Source organism: Corallococcus silvisoli (genome assembly GCF_009909145.1).
GTDB classification, from domain to species: Bacteria; Myxococcota; Myxococcia; order Myxococcales; family Myxococcaceae; genus Corallococcus; species Corallococcus silvisoli.
Genome location: NZ_JAAAPJ010000001.1, coordinates 1474290 through 1492573, shown reverse-complemented (window position 1 = coordinate 1492573; position 18284 = coordinate 1474290). Strand labels below are relative to the sequence as shown.

The 18284-nt window shown below is 65.7% G+C and carries 12 protein-coding genes and 3 pseudogenes; 6 read left to right on the top strand and 9 right to left on the bottom strand.

Annotated elements, in window-relative coordinates:
* Window positions 1–317: IS66 family insertion sequence element accessory protein TnpA (gene tnpA / locus GTY96_RS37495; protein ID WP_235685355.1), on the bottom strand; the 317-nt coding region annotated here is incomplete at its 3' end.
* Between the two features lie 189 nt (window positions 318–506).
* Between tnpA and GTY96_RS05930 the strand changes: the two are divergent.
* Window positions 507–968 (top strand): annotated as a pseudogene (locus GTY96_RS05930) (IS5 family transposase); the annotation flags it as partial.
* A gap of 271 nt (window positions 969–1239) precedes the next feature.
* On the opposite strand, the gene GTY96_RS05925 reads toward GTY96_RS05930, so the two are convergent.
* The 3 genes and pseudogenes from GTY96_RS05925 to GTY96_RS05915 all read right to left on the bottom strand — a co-directional run bounded on the left by GTY96_RS05925 (window position 1240) and on the right by GTY96_RS05915 (window position 3971).
* Window positions 1240–2145 carry a hypothetical protein gene (locus tag GTY96_RS05925; RefSeq protein ID WP_161664101.1) on the bottom strand — a complete coding sequence of 302 codons (906 nt, stop codon included), beginning with the start codon at window positions 2143–2145 and terminating at the stop codon, window positions 1240–1242.
* Window positions 2146–2445: 300 nt separating this feature from the next.
* A pseudogene (locus GTY96_RS05920) lies at window positions 2446–2919 on the bottom strand (hypothetical protein); the annotation flags it as partial.
* 254 nt (window positions 2920–3173) lie between these two features.
* A complete protein-coding gene (locus GTY96_RS05915) occupies window positions 3174–3971 on the bottom strand; it encodes an integrase core domain-containing protein (RefSeq protein ID WP_328700774.1) in 798 nt (265 codons plus the stop codon).
* Window positions 3972–4579: 608 nt separating this feature from the next.
* Between GTY96_RS05915 and GTY96_RS05910 the strand changes: the two genes are divergently transcribed.
* The 4 genes from GTY96_RS05910 to GTY96_RS05895 all read left to right on the top strand — a co-directional run bounded on the left by GTY96_RS05910 (window position 4580) and on the right by GTY96_RS05895 (window position 11502).
* Complete coding sequence (locus tag GTY96_RS05910; RefSeq protein ID WP_161664100.1) at window positions 4580–6253, top strand: hypothetical protein; 1674 nt, start codon at window positions 4580–4582, stop codon at window positions 6251–6253.
* A gap of 178 nt (window positions 6254–6431) precedes the next feature.
* The gene (locus GTY96_RS05905) at window positions 6432–6638 is read left to right on the top strand and encodes a hypothetical protein (RefSeq protein ID WP_161664099.1); all 207 of its coding nucleotides are present in this window, start codon (window positions 6432–6434) and stop codon (window positions 6636–6638) included.
* A 186-nt stretch (window positions 6639–6824) separates the two neighbouring features.
* On the top strand, window positions 6825–8915 hold the full coding sequence (locus GTY96_RS05900; protein WP_161664098.1) for a M13 family metallopeptidase: 2091 nt from the start codon (window positions 6825–6827) through the stop codon (window positions 8913–8915).
* 136 nt (window positions 8916–9051) lie between these two features.
* On the top strand, window positions 9052–11502 hold the full coding sequence (locus GTY96_RS05895; RefSeq protein WP_161664097.1) for an ADOP family duplicated permease: 2451 nt from the start codon (window positions 9052–9054) through the stop codon (window positions 11500–11502).
* Between the two features lie 59 nt (window positions 11503–11561).
* Here the strand turns inward: GTY96_RS05895 and GTY96_RS05890 are convergent.
* A pseudogene (locus GTY96_RS05890) lies at window positions 11562–11789 on the bottom strand (hypothetical protein); the annotation flags it as partial.
* Window positions 11790–11943: 154 nt separating this feature from the next.
* Here GTY96_RS05890 and GTY96_RS05885 point away from each other — a divergent pair.
* Entirely contained in the window at window positions 11944–13104 is a 1161-nt protein-coding gene (locus GTY96_RS05885; protein ID WP_328700773.1) for a serine hydrolase domain-containing protein, read from the top strand.
* Window positions 13105–13729: 625 nt separating this feature from the next.
* On the opposite strand, the gene GTY96_RS05880 is transcribed toward GTY96_RS05885, so the two are convergent.
* The 4 genes from GTY96_RS05880 to GTY96_RS05865 all read right to left on the bottom strand — a co-directional run bounded on the left by GTY96_RS05880 (window position 13730) and on the right by GTY96_RS05865 (window position 18203).
* Window positions 13730–14782, bottom strand: a complete 1053-nt coding sequence (locus GTY96_RS05880; protein WP_161664095.1) for a zinc metalloprotease — start codon at window positions 14780–14782, stop codon at window positions 13730–13732.
* Between the two features lie 23 nt (window positions 14783–14805).
* The gene (locus GTY96_RS05875; RefSeq protein ID WP_143899005.1) at window positions 14806–15144 is read right to left on the bottom strand and encodes a hypothetical protein; all 339 of its coding nucleotides are present in this window, start codon (window positions 15142–15144) and stop codon (window positions 14806–14808) included.
* A gap of 1090 nt (window positions 15145–16234) precedes the next feature.
* Window positions 16235–17242 (bottom strand): 50S ribosomal protein L11 methyltransferase, encoded by a 1008-nt coding sequence (locus GTY96_RS05870; protein WP_143899128.1) that lies wholly within the window; start codon window positions 17240–17242, stop codon window positions 16235–16237.
* Complete coding sequence (locus GTY96_RS05865; RefSeq protein WP_328700772.1) at window positions 17226–18203, bottom strand: bifunctional transcriptional activator/DNA repair enzyme AdaA; 978 nt, start codon at window positions 18201–18203, stop codon at window positions 17226–17228. Before GTY96_RS05865 ends, GTY96_RS05870 begins: the two co-directional genes overlap by 17 nt.
* Window positions 18204–18284 lie beyond the last annotated feature (81 nt).

Sequence of the window (18284 nt, the reverse complement as noted above, 5' to 3'; positions counted from 1 at the left end):
TCGCCGCTCCTTGTCAGCTCACCAAGGCGATCCGCTTGGCCGACCCGCATGCGATCCATGGCCCCGGTCCTTGACACGCCCTCGGCCACTACCTCCAGCAGGGACTCCGTCGCCGCGGGACTCGCCGCCACCTGCACCGGCAAGAGTCTCACCGGCTCGGCTCGTGTCGTCGCGGCACGTCGTGCCCGGTACACCCACGACTGCAACGTGCTCAGCCGCACGCCTCGCTGCGCGGAGAACGCCTTCTGCGTCAGCCCGCTCGCCTCAAACGCTTCCGCGACGTGCGCCCACTCCGGCTTCTCCACTGGCTTCGACATGCACCCCAGGGTCCACCGCGCCGACGCCTCACTCAACGCCTCTCAGCACGTCGTTGGCCGGACGGATACGTGGGTTGAGGCGGGAGTGCTGCCGCGCATTCTCGCGGCGCTCCGACGAGACCTTGAGCAACGCGGCGGAATTGAGGATGTGGAGGGCTTCATCGACGGCACCTACGTGCCGGCGAAAAAAGGGGGGCCTGCGTCGGCAAATGCCGCGCGGGGAACGCCACGAAACTCATGGCGATTGCAGACAGCGCTGGTCTTCCGCTCGCTGTCCATATTGCAGGTGGAAACCGATTCGACAGTGTGCTCACCGAAGGAACTCTCGACGCTGCTTTCGTGGAGAGACTTCCTCCCCGACTGATTGCCGATAAGGCGTGGGATGGGCGCGCTCTGCAGCTGCGGCTGAAGCAAGAGCGCGGCATCGAGCTCATTGCGCCCAAGCGGAAAAACAGTCGGCGGCACCAGGATGGCCGCAAGCTACGTCGCTACAAGCGACGCTGGAAAGTCGAGCGTCTCTTCGCGTGGCTCAAGCGCTGGCGCCGCATCGCGACACGCTGGGAGCAGAAAGCCGAGAACTTTCTCGGCTTCGTCCAGCTCGGCTGCGTCGTCCTTCTCCTCAGGCGCCTTCACCCGAGGACACGGTTATGAGACGTGCTCTAGTACATCTCGTCGAATGTCGGGGAACGCCGCCAGAGCCGCATCGGCCACGTCCTTCACCCGACGAAGCGGGTGGTCCTCCGCGACGCGCCTCCCGGACTCCTCGGGCCGAACATCGTCTGGTGCGCGGGCGACCCACACGTCGAGCACTTCCACTGCGCGTTTCCTCCCATGAACATGGGGTGGAGTGTCGCTCCATGCCCCAAGGCCCTGCTCAACAACCTGCTAGATGCCTTCTAAGATTGCGTCAAGCAAGCACTGGCTATGCTCGATCATTAGATGCCTCTGCGAGACGCTTTTTCAATGCGGGCTCGTCGAAAAGCTCGACCCACATTGACTGTCCATCCGTAGTCCCGCCCACCCAGTACACATACCCGAATTGACCAGCATACCTGCCATCAAGTTGGCACATACCGGCCAAACTCGAGTACTTCATCATCAGTTCGAAGTGGGTGCCAGCAGCCATACAAACGATTGCTGCCACTCCACGCTCTGAGCTTGGCAGATCTTTGAACTTGCTACCGCACTTAGCTTCGACTCGGCGTTGCAATTCGGCCCGAGCCTGCGTGGGGTCCAATTCTGCGAACTTGACTGCGTGCCATGCCTCGACATCGACATGCACAACAGTGCCATCAGGCTTGCGGAACTGGATGTCCGCGTCCTTCTGGCCTTCGCCGATCTTGAGACCAAATCCGACGGGTTTGAATCCATTCGATTGGTAGGTTTGGGCTAAGAAGGCTGTCGCCACTACAGACCAGATTTCAGGAGGATCAATATTCCAAGCTGAATCAGTCCAGAGTGGCTCCAGGGTTTTCCGCACCCCTGACTCCGTCCCAAAATCCCGAGCGAAGCCATCCAAGACTCGCAATAGCGACTCCATAAGTGTTCTTGCCTTCGAGTCCGGAAAACCTGCGCCCGCCGCATGCACGCAGAGCGGGAGGTTTAACGCATGCCAATAACGACTGCCTTCCTTTTTCCTTGCAAAGCCAGCCATCTTGGCCTTGTCAATCCCAAACCTAGCCCCATGTGGCCAATCAGCAGGGAGAATTGCTTTCAAGTGAGGGTAGCGGGCAGTGGTCTCGGACAGCGCTTCGTGAAGATCTTTATCCGAGACCGAATTTTCGAATTCGGCAGGCTCGACGGCGTCCTTCGGACGAGACTCCCTCATTTACGCCCTCACAGTGAAAGACCTTCGTGGTAGCACCAAGTAGTGCAGCACTATAGTACGGCATACTATATCCATGCCTGTGCCTATCCAAAATTTGGTCGCTCCGTCCTGAGTGCGTCAAGTCCACGTTGGTCGGTGCGTCAGGACCAGTGAGCGAGCCGCCGACACGGCCATAGTGGACACAGATCGGCCGAGGCGGGCTGATCGGCGCCTGTGGCTCCTTCCCCCAGTGTGGCGCTTCCTCTCTTTGGGATGCGCGCCAGCCGACACGCCTGGCGCGCAAGGAGCGGCAGAGCCAGCTCAGGGCCAGTGCCGCTCCGCCTCCTTGAAGAACTGCGTGAGCGAGTACTCCAGCAGTGACTGGCGCGACTGCATGTACCGGCGGGCCCGGAGGAAGGGCAGCCAGACGCGCTTGCCCACGCGCACCTGGGACTCGTCCATCTTCTGCCGCAGCACCCACGTCCCACCCAACCGCCGCACCAGCACGTCCCCCAGGTAGGCGCCTAGCGCCGGTATCGTGTGTCCGTCGAGCACGTCGCGTGTGTAGCGCTCGGGGAAATTCGTCTTCCAGAAGTGGAAGTCGAGGTCCGTCAGAGACTCAGGCGTCTCCTTCATGATGGAGGGCACATCCGTGTGAAGCACAGCCACAAGCCCTTCGGACAAGTCGCCGTAGGACTCGAGGACTCGCTCCGGATTCGCCACATCCGGGGGATGAACGACAGGGAGCCACTCCTCCGGCACCGGCGGCCGGAAGGCGTTGAGCTCGGCAATCCTTGTGCCTACCCAAAATTCGGTCGCTGCGTCATGAGTGCGTCAAGGCTGCGTCAAAACGCGCGTCATGACGGTGAGCGATTCGCACGACGAGCCGCCGGATCCTTTCTCCCGCTTGATAATGTTCGGAATTACACCCAAACCAGACGCCTCAACGCGTCCCTACCTGCGTAGGCACACCCGCCCCCGCCTGCGAACATAGGCAGGATAGAGCAGCGGTGCAGGTCTCTGAGGATGCTGTTAAAAGGACCGAGGCTCTACGCAGCTCGGCGCTCGTACCGATGGTGGAGCCCGAAGACTTCCCGCAGCTCAATCACCTTGGCTCCGTGCTCCGGCCCCTGCACTTCACGCCTCTCCGGCGTATCCTTCCCAAGCGCCAAGTGCGTCCGGCTCGCATTGTAGTAGCGCTGGTACTCACGCAGCAGGCGCCGAGCGTGGGCTTCGTTCAGGACGACGACATGGCCCAGCAGTTCCCTACGTATCGAGCCGATGACTCTCTCCGCATCGGGATTCTGCCACGGACACCGTGCTGCACTCGGCACCTCGCGAATCCCCAAATGGGTAAGCGTGGCGCGCACGCCCTCGGAGTAGAGCTTGTCCCTATCTCGGTGCAAGTACCTTGGAACATTGCCCCAGGGAAAGGCCTCTCGCAACTGCTGCTTCGTCCATTCTTCCGTCGGGTGCGCTGTCACATTGAGGTGGAGGACTCGCCTGTCCCGGTGACTCACAACCACAAATCCCAACAACACTCCAAACGTCGCAGTCGGAATGACAAAGAAGTCCATCCCCGCGGACTCCGCCAGATGCAAGCGCAAGAAGTTCCGCCATGTTGGTGATGGTTTCGGCGCTTCCCTTCCCGGCCTGGGCATGTAACGAGCGACCGTTGTCTGGCCTACCTCCATCCCCAACTTCAGCAACTCCCCGTGAATGCGCGGGGCACCCCAGGTCGGGTTGGCGTCGGCCATGCGCCGAATCAACGCCCTCAGTTCCTGGGTTGCCCGAGGACGTCCCACCTGGCACCGGGACTTCCAGCGCCAGAAGAGCCGAAAGCCCATCCGATGCCACTTCACCACCGTCGCCGGCCGCACCAAGCACAGTGGACGCCGCCATCCTTGCCAGAAGCGCTGGAGAACCACCAGAAGAGGCGGTCGCCCCGTGCAAGCCTCGGTGATGGGTGCTTCTCGCGAAAGACTGCGAGTTGCTGGCGAAGAGCCAAATTCTCCAGAGCCAGTTCCGAACGCCTCCGCAAGACCGAGCGTAACGTCTGCGCCAGCGCATTTACGAAGGCCCGCATCCTGCAATTCTTGCCGGCCGTAGCCAGCACGCCAGAACTCTGCCGCGCCCTGTGACGGACACATGGCATCACAGAGGCATCTGCGCACACTCACCCATTTTTGCCCCGTCAAGCCCCAGCATTCTTCGGGCGCCTATCCTCAGGACTGTGCACGCAATGACGCGTTCGCTGACGCGTGCTTCTCGTCGGACTCGAATATTCGGTAGCCACAGGACCTCGATGGTCTCATCCTTGACGACGACGACGTCCCTGCTCGGAGTGCTCCAGGAGGTCATGGAGGCGCTGGAGCACGTGTCAGCTCGCTCCACCGAACCGTGAAGTCGTCGCACACGTGGTGAATACAACCAACCTGCGTCCGTCTGCAGGCGCATGCACGACATCTTGCGCCGCATGGTGCTTACCGCACTGCTGGCCACGTCCGCGACGGCGTGGGCCGAAACCCCCGTGTCTCCCAAAGCCACGGTGTCCCCGGTGCCGTTGATTGCCCTGGCCCCTGGGAAGGTCCTCTATATCGACCCGCGGGGCACCCGAACCCTCGCGGACTGCGAAAAAGTGGAGGAGCGCCGGATGCTGGGTGGGGCCGAGAAGGGCAAGTTGTTTCGGGAGACCGAGCCGTGCTCACTCTGGTACCTCGCCGTGCACCCACCCACGGGGCGCTGGGCGATGGCCGTTTCGGTCACGGGAGATATCGCGTCGACCCGACTGGTGAGCATCACGCTGTCGGGCCGGAGGGTCGATGTGCCCACCGACAAAGCCGGACGCGTCAAGGGAGGCAACCTGCTCGTGATGGGGGATCTCGATGGCGTCGTGGCCATCACCCCCGGAGTTCCGGCGCAGTGGACCAGCAACCATGTCAACCACTCGCAGCGTCCCGAGCAGTTCACGGCCGACGGCTCGCGGGTGCTCGTCGCCAACGGAACGGTGACCACCGCGGAGTGGTGGAGCTGGAGCTTCGGGACTCACCCCGAGGGCATTCGCGTGTTGCCCGCGCAGGTGACCGACACCGCGAGCAATCACCTGGTCCTGGGGGAGTCGCGCACGGTGATGAGGCATGAGCGCGGCGGAGTCCGTGTCGCCACGCTGGACGCCACGGGCACGAAGCCCTGGAAGCTCGGCCCCGTCATGAAGCAGAAGCGGCGCGGACTCCTGACACCCGTGGTGCTCGGAGACTCGATGGTCTTCTACCGCGAGGGTGTGTTCGATGAGGGGGGCTGCGACGAGTCGAATCCCGGCACCTATCGTCGCGTCGACCTGTGCACCGGTCAGGAGAGGGTCTGGCGGACTCACGAGACCTATTGCAGTGGCCACGAATTCGCGGCGGCCAGCGCGCGGCGCAGGACGGTGTACTTCATCGAGAGCAACTACTATTCCGACGGCATCCCCCGGCTGTACGAGTACTCGCTCGACCGGGATGAGGTCCGTGAGCTGAAGGCACAAGGCATGGAGGGTGCGCACGACATCAGCGCGGATGGGCGAACGCTCCTCTTGCACGCGAGGGGCGGCGTGGTCAGCGTGCACGACACTGACACGGACGAGTCGACCTGGTTGATGAACCTCGAGAAGGTCACCGACGCGGGGCTGCTCGACCTGCGCGGAGGCAGCGCTTGCACGCCAGCGCTCGAGTCGCTGGCGTGCAAACGGACGATGGGGGAGTTACTCCACTTCCGCCACGCCTACCGCCGGGCAAAAGTGAGCCATACAGGCATCCCAATCCGCGATGCATTCATCTGCCGGCCTGTTTTCACGAAACAGGCAGCGGTCGTAGAACCGGTCGCACACGCTCCCGCACTCGGCGAGAGACTCAACCGAAGGGTCCTTTTCCTCTGCTACGCCACCACAGCCCGCGAGCAATCCCACAGTCAGCAGCGCCTTGATGACGAAGGACTTCATGTGCATGCACGCCTCCTCAAAGGCCTTTCCGGGTTGAAAGGCGTTGTGAGGATAGCACCTCCGTCCATTCGGCCCTCGCGCCGCCCCTCCCCGGATGCAGTCGCTTTCTACCCCAGGAGAAGAGCAGGGGATGGAGTCGTTGAGTCGCGTTGACGGGCGCTATGGATTCTTCGGCGAGAGCCAGGGGCACTCGTCATTTCCCCTGTCGTATGCAAATGCCTGTTTCCACGACGTGCTCGTGAACGCGGCCGTGGCTCCGCGCCTTTGGACAGGCGTGATAGACTGACGTCGCTGCATGAACATGGAATCCAGCTTCGGAGGAACAATGCGATTGAGCATGGTCGGAGTGCTGTGGATGGCCGCTGGCGCGCTGGGCATCGGCTGTGGCGGCCCGGAGCTGGAGAGCGAGGAGCCGGCGCCCCTCCAGGGTGCGGAGCAGGAGCTGCGCCAATGTGGACAGGGCCTGCCGGCCTGCCCCACGGGGCAGTATTGTACGGCCTACCCGCGGGGTGTCTGTATGCCGAACGTCATTGACTGATGACCCTTCCCGGGTTTTGTGGACACCCGAGATGAGGTGACCGAAGGATGTCCACGACGATGGCTCGCTGAGCCCGAGTCCGGACGTGGGACGTCGATTCCCAGTTCCGGAGCGCCGGCCAAGCCCCTCCGCGGGAGCGAAGTCCCGCGGGCATGAGGCACGGGTGATGCAGAAGAGAGGACGACCATGCAACGTTCCCTCTTTGGCGCGGGCCTTTGTGGCCTGCTGGCGCTGTGCCCTGGCACCCCTGCGGACGCGGGTGACTCCGTCGAACTCAGCCGGTTCATGTCGAACCTCGCGGACCCGACGCTCGACCCATGCACGGACTTCTATCAATACGCGTGCGCGCGCTGGCTCGGCCAGAACCCAATTCCCGCGGACCAGGGCTTCTGGACCACCACCTCCAATCTCAAGCTCTGGAACCAGACGGTGCTTCGCGAGACCCTGGAGCATGCGTCCAGGCTCGAGCCATCGCCCTCCCCCGCCATGCGACAGATCGGGGACTACTGGACGGCTTGCATGGACGAAGCCGGTGTGGAACGGGCGGGTCTGGGCGCGCTCGCCGCGGACCTACGCCGCATTGATGGCCTGCGGAGCAAGGCGGCGCTCGCGGCCGAGGTCGCCCGGCTTCACCTGTCGGCACCGAACTCAACGGGCGGCTTCAACAAGAACGACACGGGCACTCCGGCAGCGCTCTTTGGGTTCGGTCCCACGCAGGACTTCGCGGACTCCACCCTCCTTGTCGCGGCGATCGACCAGGGAGGTCTGGGGCTCCCCGGTCGTGACTACTACGTGTCGGAAGACCCCAGGCTCCAGGAGCAGCGCGCGCGGTATCGGGAACACGTCCGCGAGATGTTCATCCTGGCCGGTGCGTCGCCTGAGGGTGCGGCGCGGGATGCCGACGCGGTGCTCGGAATCGAGACGGCGCTCGCCCGGGCCTCCATGGATGCCGTCGCGCGACGGGACCCGAAGAAGCTCGACAACGTGCGCACGCTCGTGCAGGTGAGGGCGGCGACGCCGTCCTTCAACTGGGCGGCGTACCTCAAGGCCGTGGGCGCGCCCGCCGCCCGTCACTATATCGTGGCGACCCCTGGCTTCCTCGACGCGGTCGAGCGGCTGATTCAGCGTGAGTCGCTCAGCCACTGGAAGGCCTATTTGCGGTGGTGGGCCCTCCACGGCAGGGCGGAGGCCCTTCCCAAGGCGTTCGTCGACGAGAACTTCAGCTTCTATGGGCGCGTGCTCTCCGGTGCTCGGGAGCTGCGCCCACGCTGGCGCCGCTGCGTCGCGTACGCGGACAGGGACCTGGGAGAGGCCCTGGGACAGGCCTATGTGAGCCGCGCCCTCCCGCGCTCCAGCAAGGAGCAGGTGGAGGCGATGGTCGAGACGATCGAGCAGACGCTCGACGCCCAGCTCGGGCGGCTCGACTGGATGACCCCGGAGACGCGCGCGGCGGCGCGAGCCAAGCTCCGGACCCTCGAGAACAAGGTCGGCTACCCGGCGCGCTTCCGCGACTCCTCCCAGATCAAGGTGAGCCGAACGGACTTTCTCGGCAACGTCGCCCAGGCGACCGGGTTCGAGGTCCGCCGGCAGCTCGCGAAGATTGGAAGGCCTGTCGACCGCGCGGAGTGGTCGCAGACTCCGCCGACCATCAACGCCTACTGCGACGCGCAGCTCAACTCCGTCAACTTCTCCGCGGGCATCCTCCAGCCGCCCTTGTTCGACCCCTCGCTCGACCTCTCCGTCAACTACGGCGCCATTGGCGTGGTGATTGGCCACGAGGTCATCCACGGGTTCGATGACCAGGGCCGCAAGTTCGACGGCCTGGGAAACCTCCGCGACTGGTGGACCGCGGAGGATGCGAGGCGATACGACGAGCGGGTGGACTGCATCGCGCGGCAGTACACCCGGGAGCTGCCCTGGCTGGGCATCAAGACGAACGGGCGGTTCACCCTGGGAGAGGACACCGCCGATAACGGCGGGGTTCACATCGCGTTCCTGGCGCTCCAATCCGCGCTCCGGAAAGAGGGAAGATCCCTGGATGACGTTGGCGCCGACGGACTCACCGCCCGTCAGCGATTCTTCCTCTCCTTCGCCTTCTCCTGGTGCTCCGCGGATCGCCCGGAGGCTGCCCGCCGCCACGTGCTCACCAACCCCCACTCACTCCCCAGGTTCCGCGTGAACAACTCCCTGGCGAACTTCCCCGCGTTCCAGGAGTCCTTCGCTTGCAAGGCGGGGAGCCCCATGTCGCGAGGCGCCGACGCCTGCCAGGTGTGGTGAGCACGCGGCCGGCATCGCGGCGCTCAGGGTGTCCGGCTCCGGGACATGAAGTTCCCACTTCCGGCACACCTTCCGTGTGAGACTCGGCCCTGCTCGTCGGCAGGGCGACGGCACGACGACTGCAGGTTTCATGGGGATGGGGTTCTCACGATTCTTGGACGGGCTGCGGCAGGACTTCACCAGCGTGAGGCGTCTGCTGACGCGCAGCCCTGGTCTGTCGTTTGTGGTGGTGGCATCGCTGGGGCTCGGCCTCGGGGCTACCATCGCGGTCTTCGGGTTGATTGATGCCGTGATGCTCCGCCCGCTGCCCGTGACCCGGCCCGAGCAGCTCTACGCTGTCGGCCGCAACCTCCCGGAGCGGGGCTACCAGAGTGGCTTCGCTCCGGAGCTGGTGGAGGGCCTGCGCAGTGAGCGGCGCACGGGCGCGAGCGCGATCGCGGGGCTCTTTGCGGAGGATGGCTCCCGCCTCGTCGTGGGCACCAGCAGCGAAGCCGAGATGGTGTCGAGCCAGTTCCTCACGGGCAACGGGTATCAGGTGCTGGGCGTCCGGGCACAGGTGGGCCGGCTGCTTCGCGAGGAGGATGACCGCCCGGGAGCCGAGCCCGTAGTCGTCCTGAGCGACGCGTGGTGGGCCCTGCGTTTCGGACGGTCGCCTTCCGTCATCGGCACGACGCTGGTGGTCGGAGGTGTTGCTTCAACCATCATCGGCGTCACCCCGCGTGAGTACTTCGGCCTGGCCCGCGGGGACAGGCCGCCCCAGGTGACGCTACCGCTCTGGCTCCAGGCCCGTCTGGGGTTGAAGGACCATCAGGCCGGGGTGGTGGTGCGCCTCGCGGAAGGCGCCACAGCGGCGGCAGCGCTCGCGGAGCTGTCCAGCACCCATGACGCGTTGCTTCAGCGCTTTCCCAGCGCGGACCCGGGCCTGCTGGCCGCGAGGCTCGAGCTGCGAAGCATCGCCCATGGAGAGAGCTTCGCGCATGAGGCGCTGCGCGTCCCCCTCCTGCTTCTGCTGGGGATGGTCCTGTTGATGTTGCTCGTGGCGTGCGGCAACGTCGCGAACCTCCTCCTGGCGCAAGCGATCGCGCGGCGGCGCGAGCTGGCGGTGCGACAGGCCCTGGGGGCACGCTCCGGCCACATCGTGAGGCAGCTCCTGGTGGAGAGCGGGGCCCTGTCGGGGCTCGCGGCGGGCCTGGGGCTCCTCACCGCCTGGTGGATGGGGGATGGGCTCCTGCTCCTGCTTAGCCAGGACATGAACTCCGAATCCCTGTCGTTCCATCCCTCCGGGAGGGTGATGCTGTTCTCCACCCTGTCCGCCGTCGGCACGACGCTCCTGTGTGGGTTGTTTCCCGCCCTGCGCGCCACGCGCTTCGACATGGGCCAGGGCATCCACCGAGGCCAAGCTGTCGGGGCGCCGCGCTCGCGCTTCGCGCGAGCCCTGGTGGTGCTCCAGGTCGCGCTGTCCATGGTGCTCGTGTCCGGCGCGGGACTGCTGCTGCGCAGCGTGAGGAACGTGGAAGGAGTGCAGCTGGGATTTGAGCGGGAGCAGGTGCTGCTCGCGAGCCTCTACCCGTCGCTGCTCGGCTATGAGCGAACGCGCGAGCTCGCTTTGTACACCCAGCTCGCGGAGAGGCTGGGAGCCCTGCCCGGCGTGAGGGCGGCCTCCGTGTCGAGAGCCCCCTACTTCGGCGGCTACTTCGAGCGACAACTCGAGGAGGGCGGGGAGAGAGGGAGCCCCGCCCGGGTGTCCATCAACGCGGTGACGCCTCGGTTCTTCGATACCATGGGGGTGGCACTGGTCGCGGGCCGCGACGTCGCCCCCTCCGACTCTGCCGGCGCGGCACGCGTCGCGGTGATCAGCGAGAGCCTTGCCCGTTATCTCTCCCCCGGGATGGGCGCGCTGGGGCACGTGGTCCGGCTCACTGGCGGCGGCGAGCCGTTGACGGTGGTGGGCATCGCCAAGGACATCCGCCCCTCCATCCGGGACGACGCAAGCCGCACTCGCTGGGCGGTCTATGTGCCACTCGCCCAGGCGTCCGAGGAGTTGCTGGGGCAGGCAACCATCGAGGTCCGGACCCAGGGCGCCCCGCTGTCGGTCGTTCTCGCGCTCCGCAAGGAGCTCGAAGCGCTGGCTCCCGGCGTCCCGCTGACCTACGTCAGGACCCAGGACGACGTCGTTCGCGCGGACTCCTCGACGGAGCGTTCACTCGCCCTGCTAGCGAGCACCTTGGGGGCATGCGCCTTGGTGCTTGCGGTAGTGGGGCTCAGCGGCGTGTTGCTCTACTCGGTCCGGCAGCGCACGCGCGAGCTGGCTGTGCGGAGAGCGCTGGGCGCGTCCGCGTGGTCGGTGGCGAGTCTGGTGCTGCGTGACGCGGTCCAACTGGCGGGCATCGGCCTGGTGCTCGGCATTCCCGCGGCGCTCGTCGCGGCGCACCTTGGCCGCAGCTTCCTCTTTGGCGTCGCTCCGGATGACGTCGTGACGCTGAGCGCGGCAACGGCGCTGCTCTTCGTCATCTGCGTCGTCGCGAGCCTCCTCCCGGTCCTCCGCGCCGCGCGCCTCCCCGTGTCGGAGGCACTGCGAGGCGACTGACCGCAGGAGGGCGAACCCCTGTACCGCACCGGATTGTTGAGACACCAGGTTGGTCGTAATCAGGCCGCCTGCTTCGACTGCATCAGCTCTCGCCGGGCCTGACTCGGTGAGAGGAAGTGGTGGCGTTCCAACAGCCAGTGCTCGTTGTCCCGGTGGGCCCAGTCCAGCAGGGCCCTCCGGAGTTCCTCCACGGTGGAGAGGGTGCGCACCCAGAGCAACTGCTCCTTGAGGGTGCGGATGAAGCGCTCGGCACAGCCGTTGCCCTCGGGGCTGCGGACGAAGGAGGGAATCCTGGGGCGGAGGAGATGAACCCTGAGCACGCGTCGGGAATCAAGTCGAGGTGACACCGAGAACTTCTCGTGTTCCAGGCTATGCGCATGAGCCGCTGCTACCGCGAGGGGGGCCTCGCGTGTCTGGCTCCGACCTGGGGAGCGTGCGAGAGTGCCCATCCCCTTTATGCTCCTGATGAACAAACGCTCCGTAGCCATTGCTGGAATGCTGCTGGTGCTGGCCGCTTGCAAGACGACGGGCCCTGCACCCGCCCGCGATATCCCCACGGCAATGAACCAAGCCGCGACGACCCTGCTGCAGTCACGACTGCTGCACGCAACGTCGATCGCAGTGGTCTATCGCGGCGAGGAGTTCATCCTGCATCGGGGTGAGCTGGAGACCGGCAAGGCCAATCCGCCCGATGATTCGACCCTCTATGAGATAGGGTCGGTCAGCAAGACCTTCGTCGGCCTGCTGTTGGCAAATGCCGTCGTCGAAGGCAAGGCGACCCTCGACGACCCGATACAAAAGTATCTGCCGTCCGCCTATCCGAACCTTCAGTCAGACGGCGGACCGATCCGTCTGCGCCATCTGGTCACACACACCAGCGGCATGCCGGGGATGCTGCCACTGCAAGTGAATGAGGTGTTGAGGGACTTCACTGCGCATGCCACCCCGGCAAAGCTCAATGCCGCCTATGCGGACTACGGGCAGCCGCAGTTCTGGCAGGACCTGCACACCGTCAGCATCAAGGGCCCGCTCGGCAAGGACTATGCTTACTCGAGCGCCGGCTCCGAATTGGTCGCGCATACCCTCGAGAAGATCCACGGGGCTCCCTACGAGTCGTTGCTCGCGGAATTCCTGGCGCGGGAAGCCGGTATGCACGACACGTGGCTGCGCCTGCGTGCCCAGGACGCCAACCGCTTGGCTCCTGGTTACCACAGCGACAACCCGGTTGGCACCACGCCGATGCCACTCCTGCCCTGGGGCGCGGCGGGAGCCTTGAAGGCGACGATGCCGGAGATGGTGAAGTACTTGCGCTTGCAGTTGAGCAACCATCCCGCGGTGACAGAGTCACACAAGCCGCTGGTGCGCTTCGCGGAGGACTTCAGCATTGGCTATTTCTGGAACATCGGACAGAGCAGCCAGTTGGGCACCCACTACGTGCATCACGGCGGCGTGCCTCGCGCGCAATGCTATCTCTACCTCGTGCCGAAGTATCAGTTGGGGGTGTTCATCATCACCAACCAAAGCGGCGATGCGACCGCCAACGCCATGGAACGCGCGCTGGCGCCCCTCTTTGACAGGGTCGAATCCATGGAGGGTCGCTAGCACGGCGAACAACAGGGAGTGAGTACGCGTCGAGCCCCGCAGACTTCTCTCAGCTCGACAAGTCGTCGGAGAGCATGTGGAGCAGGGAGGCCGCGCGGTCGAAGGCAGAGTGCAGCCGGTTGGTCCATCCCCCCAGGGGTGGGTTCCTGGCGGCCGGTAGCTCCTCGACGCCCATGGAGGGCTCGCTACTGTCCCCACGGTGAGCGGCAGCTCCTGCAGGCCGCCTGGGGAAGGCCCATGTCCGTAGCCGACCAACGGCCGGCGTCCTGAGCTGGGGTGGATTCGTCGGTTCACTCCAGCATGCGACGACCCAATCCGAGGGTGAAGTCTCCGAGCCCTCCGTCGAGACCCTTCGGCAAGGACTGACGCCTTGCATGTCGACCTATGATGCCGCATGTGGCGTTGGCAATATCCCCTGTCGCAATGCCTGCCGCGACAACTGCGGCTATTGCGAATATGACGTATGCCAGAGCGCCTGCGTCTCGGACTCCCTGCAATGCACCCATCGCGTGAATTCGTGCATGGGGTGGTGACGCGGGGCCCGCGGAGGCAGGGCGGCCAGGAGGAGCCCGCCCTGCCTCCAGTACGGCACGGAAAGCGAGGCACTCCCGCGTCACCGCTCGAATCACATCAACGGCGAGAGCGCGGCGACCGGGGAGACGACCCGTCGCGTGTACTCCGTCGGCGTGAGCACCTTCACCGTCCCGGAGTACGTGTACAACCGGCCCCGGAAGTCCAGATACGACAGCTGGAGCGGATAGGCCCCCGCCAGCAGGGACATCGACAGGGTGCTCGTGGTGCTGACGTTGACGCTCGACAGCGTCCAGAGGAAGAAGGGCGCGGAGAAGCTGACGTCCGCGCCGCGCGCGCCCCACCCCGACGTGAGGAACAGCGGCTCCGTGGTCCGGATGACCGTCCGTCCCCATAGCTCCGCGACGGGCGTCGGCTCCGGGTAGAGGATGTGCAGCCCCAGCCGGTCCAGCTCGGACAGCCCCGAGTGACCATAGTTGCCGTCGATGCCGCACGTGAGGAACTGGTAGTTCATCACCGAGTAGCGGTCATACACCGTCAGGTGCCCGCTGCCGTTGCCGCCGCCGAAGTCCGGGGCGCTGCACGCCACCGCGGCGTCCGCGTCGTCGCGCCGGTGCTCGTGGGTCAGGCCCATCGCATGGCCGAACTCGTGGAGGGTGTGGTTCTTCCAGGGGACTCCCTGGGCGTCGGCGTCATCCCCCAGCTTCATGTTGTAGCGGCAGCCCCGATTCTCCTCGAGCGAGTTCGGGCCGTTCGACCAGCTCGTCCCGGAGTTGTTCTCCCCCGTGTACTGCCCGTTTTCGTCGAGGAACATCGGGCACCCCACCCCGGGCACCCTGCCGAGGAAGGGCACGCCGGTGCCCCTCAGGAGCACCCGGATGTCGCCGTCGTGCCACTCCGTCCCGTTGGGGAGGACGATGGGCGCGGGGCACGTCCCCAGGTACGTGAAGCGGATGTTGGCCGCGCGCTCGTAGTCCTGGATGTAGCCGAGCACCTGCTGCACGCGGTCGGGACGCGAGGTGAGCGCGTCCCCCACGAAGCAGACGGTGGGTGTGCCATCGCGGATGCCCTCGTTCCAGGTGGCCGCCCGAGCGGAGAGCGCCGCCAGCGCGGAGGCCAGCAGCACCAGCCCTTGTCGTGTCTTCATGTGTGACCTCCGACCCGACGCTGTCAGAACAGCATCGTGTAGTTGATGAGCCGGCAGTCGCTCGACAGGCAGCCGATGGCCGTCCCCGCCGTGGAGGACGGATTGTAGTCGATGGTCATCGAGCGCCCACCCACCAGCGCAGAGGTGAGCAGCGACAGCATCCGGTTGGCGTGCGCCGCGTCGGCCGTGGACAGCGCGAAGTACCAGATGCCTCCGGCCACCGAGGCCGTGCACCGGACATGGATGCGGTTGGACAGCACCGCCACGTGCGACGGCGTACACGTCGCGGTGTCCGCGAGCGCGCTTCCGCTGGAGAGGCACAGCGCCAGGGCAAGGGAGGGCAACAGGCGGGAGAGCTTCATCGAGGGCTCCTGGAGAAAGACGCGGCATGCGTCGACGCACGGGCCAGCACGGCCCATGCCAGTCCCCTGTCCCGCGGAGGCCCGTGTCACATGGGAGGGAGCGCCGGGCCCGACAGCAACGCTTGCATTCCCTCCGTGCAAGCATTGCCGTCCCTCTTTGCAAAGATTGCCCTCGCGGCGAGGCCCTGCACCTTCGCGAGGCCCGTCCAGCGACCATGCCCCTGCGTCAGGGTGCGCCGCGCCCCATCGCCGCTCACTTCCGCGGCCGCTCAGTACGGACGAGAAGCCCTCCTTGCCCAGCAGTGAGAGCTGGGAAACGCGGCATGAAGCCGAGAGGTGGGCAGGCCAACCTGGCGCGGCCGGCCCTAAACCGACCGAGGCCACCTGCCCGCGGAAGCCGCGGAGGCTGGCCGGACCAGCCGCGATGGGCCACGGGGGCCACCTGGACAGGGCCTCGCACATCGTCGAGCAGCAACGCTTCCGTCAGTCCCGCGCCGCCAGCACCCGGCCCTGCAGTCAGCGCCGCAGCACCACCAGGTCCATCGCGTAGGCGCGCACGGAGCCCGGAGGCAGCCCGCGCAGAGCCAGCGGCGCAGGAAGGCGTTGGCCTCGGCCACGTCAGTGCCGTCCCCTACCAGCCGGAAGCCGCGCTCCTCGCCCATGGGGCGCGCTCAAACGTCTGCGCTCACGCCCGGGCTCGCCGAAGCCCCGCCGCCGGCACTCCGCGTCCCGGTGATCCGCTCGCCCCTCCTCGGAACGCCACAGTCGCCTGCGCGCGCGGCGCATCGCTCGGACGCGCCCTCATGGCGGCACTGAGACTGGCAGTATCCCTGCCGGGGGAAGCAGCGCCGGTGGACGTCGAAGGGCGGCCCGCACTCCCGCCATTCGAGGGCGAGGACTGCTTCAGCTGCGGCAGAGGAGTGGGTTGAGGGAATGGCGATATGCGCGCATGGCCTCATGTCCGCATGCCGGCCAGAATCCCCGCTGGATGTCCGCCTCTTGAGCCGGGCCCTCAAGGCCGCCGGCCTCGCCGAGGCGCGCCGCGACAGCAGATGGGTCTATTAATGGAAGCGTGACCCGGGACTTCAGCTCAAGGGGTCAGCGCGAAGTGGATGCTGGTCAGACCCTGGTTGATCTCGGCGCACAGGGGCCGGCCCGCCTCGACCCGAAGTGGCATCTCGAACCCCTGGACCGCCTGCATCCAATGACTTGAGAGGTTCTCGGGTGCGTTGGAGAGGAGGATGCCCCCACCGAGATCCAGCTCGAACCAGAAGAGCACGCCGTGGACGACGCCACTGCGCGAGGGCGTGACGGAGACGCGCACCGTCTGGGGCTCCAGCGCATCGTGCCGGAAGTCGAACGAAAGGGCCTCGACCGGTGGGCTCAGCAGGGCATGGTCCCAGGTCGAGATGCGGACCGGGAAGTACTCCTGGGTAGAGAAGCGGTTGAACAGGCTGACGTCGAACCCGGCGGCCTCCTTCGCGAAGTTGATGCGGTGGATGACGCTGCTCTCCAGTAAGGAGAAGAAGACCTTGGCCCTGGCGGGGATGATCCGCGCGTCCTCCTTGAGGAGCTCCGCCCGCGCGTGGCGGATGATGGGCAGGAGGCCTTCGCCCACCAGGCCGCAGTCGACCGTCTCCGTGACGAGCAGGTCGGCCCGGGCCGGCAGGTCCTGACCGAGCGTGAGCAGGGACGACCGCTTCGGCACGATGGAGATTCGGTCGGCGAGGCCATTGGCCTCGATGATCCGCCGGGCGATATGGGTCACGGGCTCGACCACCTCGCAGGAGACCACGGCACGGGCGCCTGCCCTCACGGCCATCATCGCCAACAACCCCGAGCCCGCCCCCACGTCCAGGACGAGATCGCCGGATCGCGTCAATGCCTGCAACGCCGAGGAGAACGCCTGGTTGCGCGCCACGTCGTTGAGCATGGCGAAGTGCCAGCGGGGAATCATCTTCCGGTAGATGCGATTGAGCGAATTGCCAGAGAGCCCCTCTGGGACGTGGCGCGCCAGGTTCGCCTCGAACGATTCAATGGACTCATGAAGCGGCCAGGCGTTCGCGAGGCGAACAGCATCATCAAGAATGTCGGTCATCGTGACTGGCTCCATCCGTGGACTGGGAGTGAGTTGGGGAACCGCGGGTCGGCATGGGGACGCGGAGGGAGGGGCTCCGCCCGCTGCCCTCGCGCGGAGGCCAGCTGTCCTGGAGGACCTTGCGAACCTTGCGCTGAATGGCCGTCCGTTGAAGCGAGTCCAGGAGCTGGAGGTCCGACCGTGGACCCTCGATCAGCTCGATGATCCGGGGAAGGACCGCGGTGAGCCTTGGATGCGGACCGGCGAACTTCGCGCCCGGGAAGCGCGCCATCAGCCTCTCCATCAGCTCCGACGGCGTGTCCCCGAACTCGATCATGCACGTCCCCCGCTCCGTCAACGCGACGAGGAGATGACTGTCCGGAGACTCGACGGTCGCGTGATAGATGTGCAGGCCGCTCCCACCGGACTTGAACTTGGCCGGGGTCATTCCCAGCTCCTTGTCTGTCTTCTCATAGATGCGACTCGTGGAGCTGAAGCCCGAATCGTAGATGGCATCGATGATGGACGTGCCGCGCTCAAGCAGCGCCTCCAACCGCTTGAACTGGCACGACGCCGAATACTCCTTGGGCGTAACCCCCACGTATCGCTTGAACAGTCGATGGAAATAGAAGCGGCTGAGCCCCACCCTGCGGGCGATGAACTCGAGCGACACAGGCCCCTCCGTCTGCTCCAGGAGCTGGCAGGCCTGCTGGATCAGCAACTGATGCTGTCGCAGGAGCGACTCCGCGTCTGGCTTGCACCGGCGGCAGGCGCGGTAGCCCGCCGCCACCGCCTCCTCGCGCGTCGAGAAGAACCGGATCTGCCTCCGGACCGGACGACGGGCCGTGCAGGTCGGACGGCAGAAGATGCGGCTCGAAGACATGACATAGACAAACGCGTCCTCCGCACGAACATCCCGCGCAACCACTGCTATCCAACGCTCATTTTCCGTGGAGAATGGAAGAGGGACGGGAGAAGACACGAACGGCTCCAGGGAGCGAATCGTTCACAAGCCTCGTTCAACGGCTCGCGGACGCTCTATCCGGTTATTGCCGTCATCCCT

Bases quoted from the DNA above. Each gene is read 5' to 3' on its own strand.
- GTY96_RS05925 (WP_161664101.1), bottom strand. From the start codon at position 2,145: ATGAGGGAGTCTCGTCCGAAGGACGCCGTCGAGCCTGCCGAATTCGAA.
- GTY96_RS05915 (WP_328700774.1), bottom strand. From the start codon at position 3,971: ATGGGCTTTCGGCTCTTCTGGCGCTGGAAGTCCCGGTGCCAGGTGGGA.
- GTY96_RS05910 (WP_161664100.1), top strand. From the start codon at position 4,580: ATGCACGACATCTTGCGCCGCATGGTGCTTACCGCACTGCTGGCCACG.
- GTY96_RS05900 (WP_161664098.1), top strand. From the start codon at position 6,825: ATGCAACGTTCCCTCTTTGGCGCGGGCCTTTGTGGCCTGCTGGCGCTG.
- GTY96_RS05895 (WP_161664097.1), top strand. From the start codon at position 9,052: ATGGGGTTCTCACGATTCTTGGACGGGCTGCGGCAGGACTTCACCAGC.
- GTY96_RS05880 (WP_161664095.1), bottom strand. From the start codon at position 14,782: ATGAAGACACGACAAGGGCTGGTGCTGCTGGCCTCCGCGCTGGCGGCG.
- GTY96_RS05875 (WP_143899005.1), bottom strand. From the start codon at position 15,144: ATGAAGCTCTCCCGCCTGTTGCCCTCCCTTGCCCTGGCGCTGTGCCTC.
- GTY96_RS05870 (WP_143899128.1), bottom strand. From the start codon at position 17,242: ATGACCGACATTCTTGATGATGCTGTTCGCCTCGCGAACGCCTGGCCG.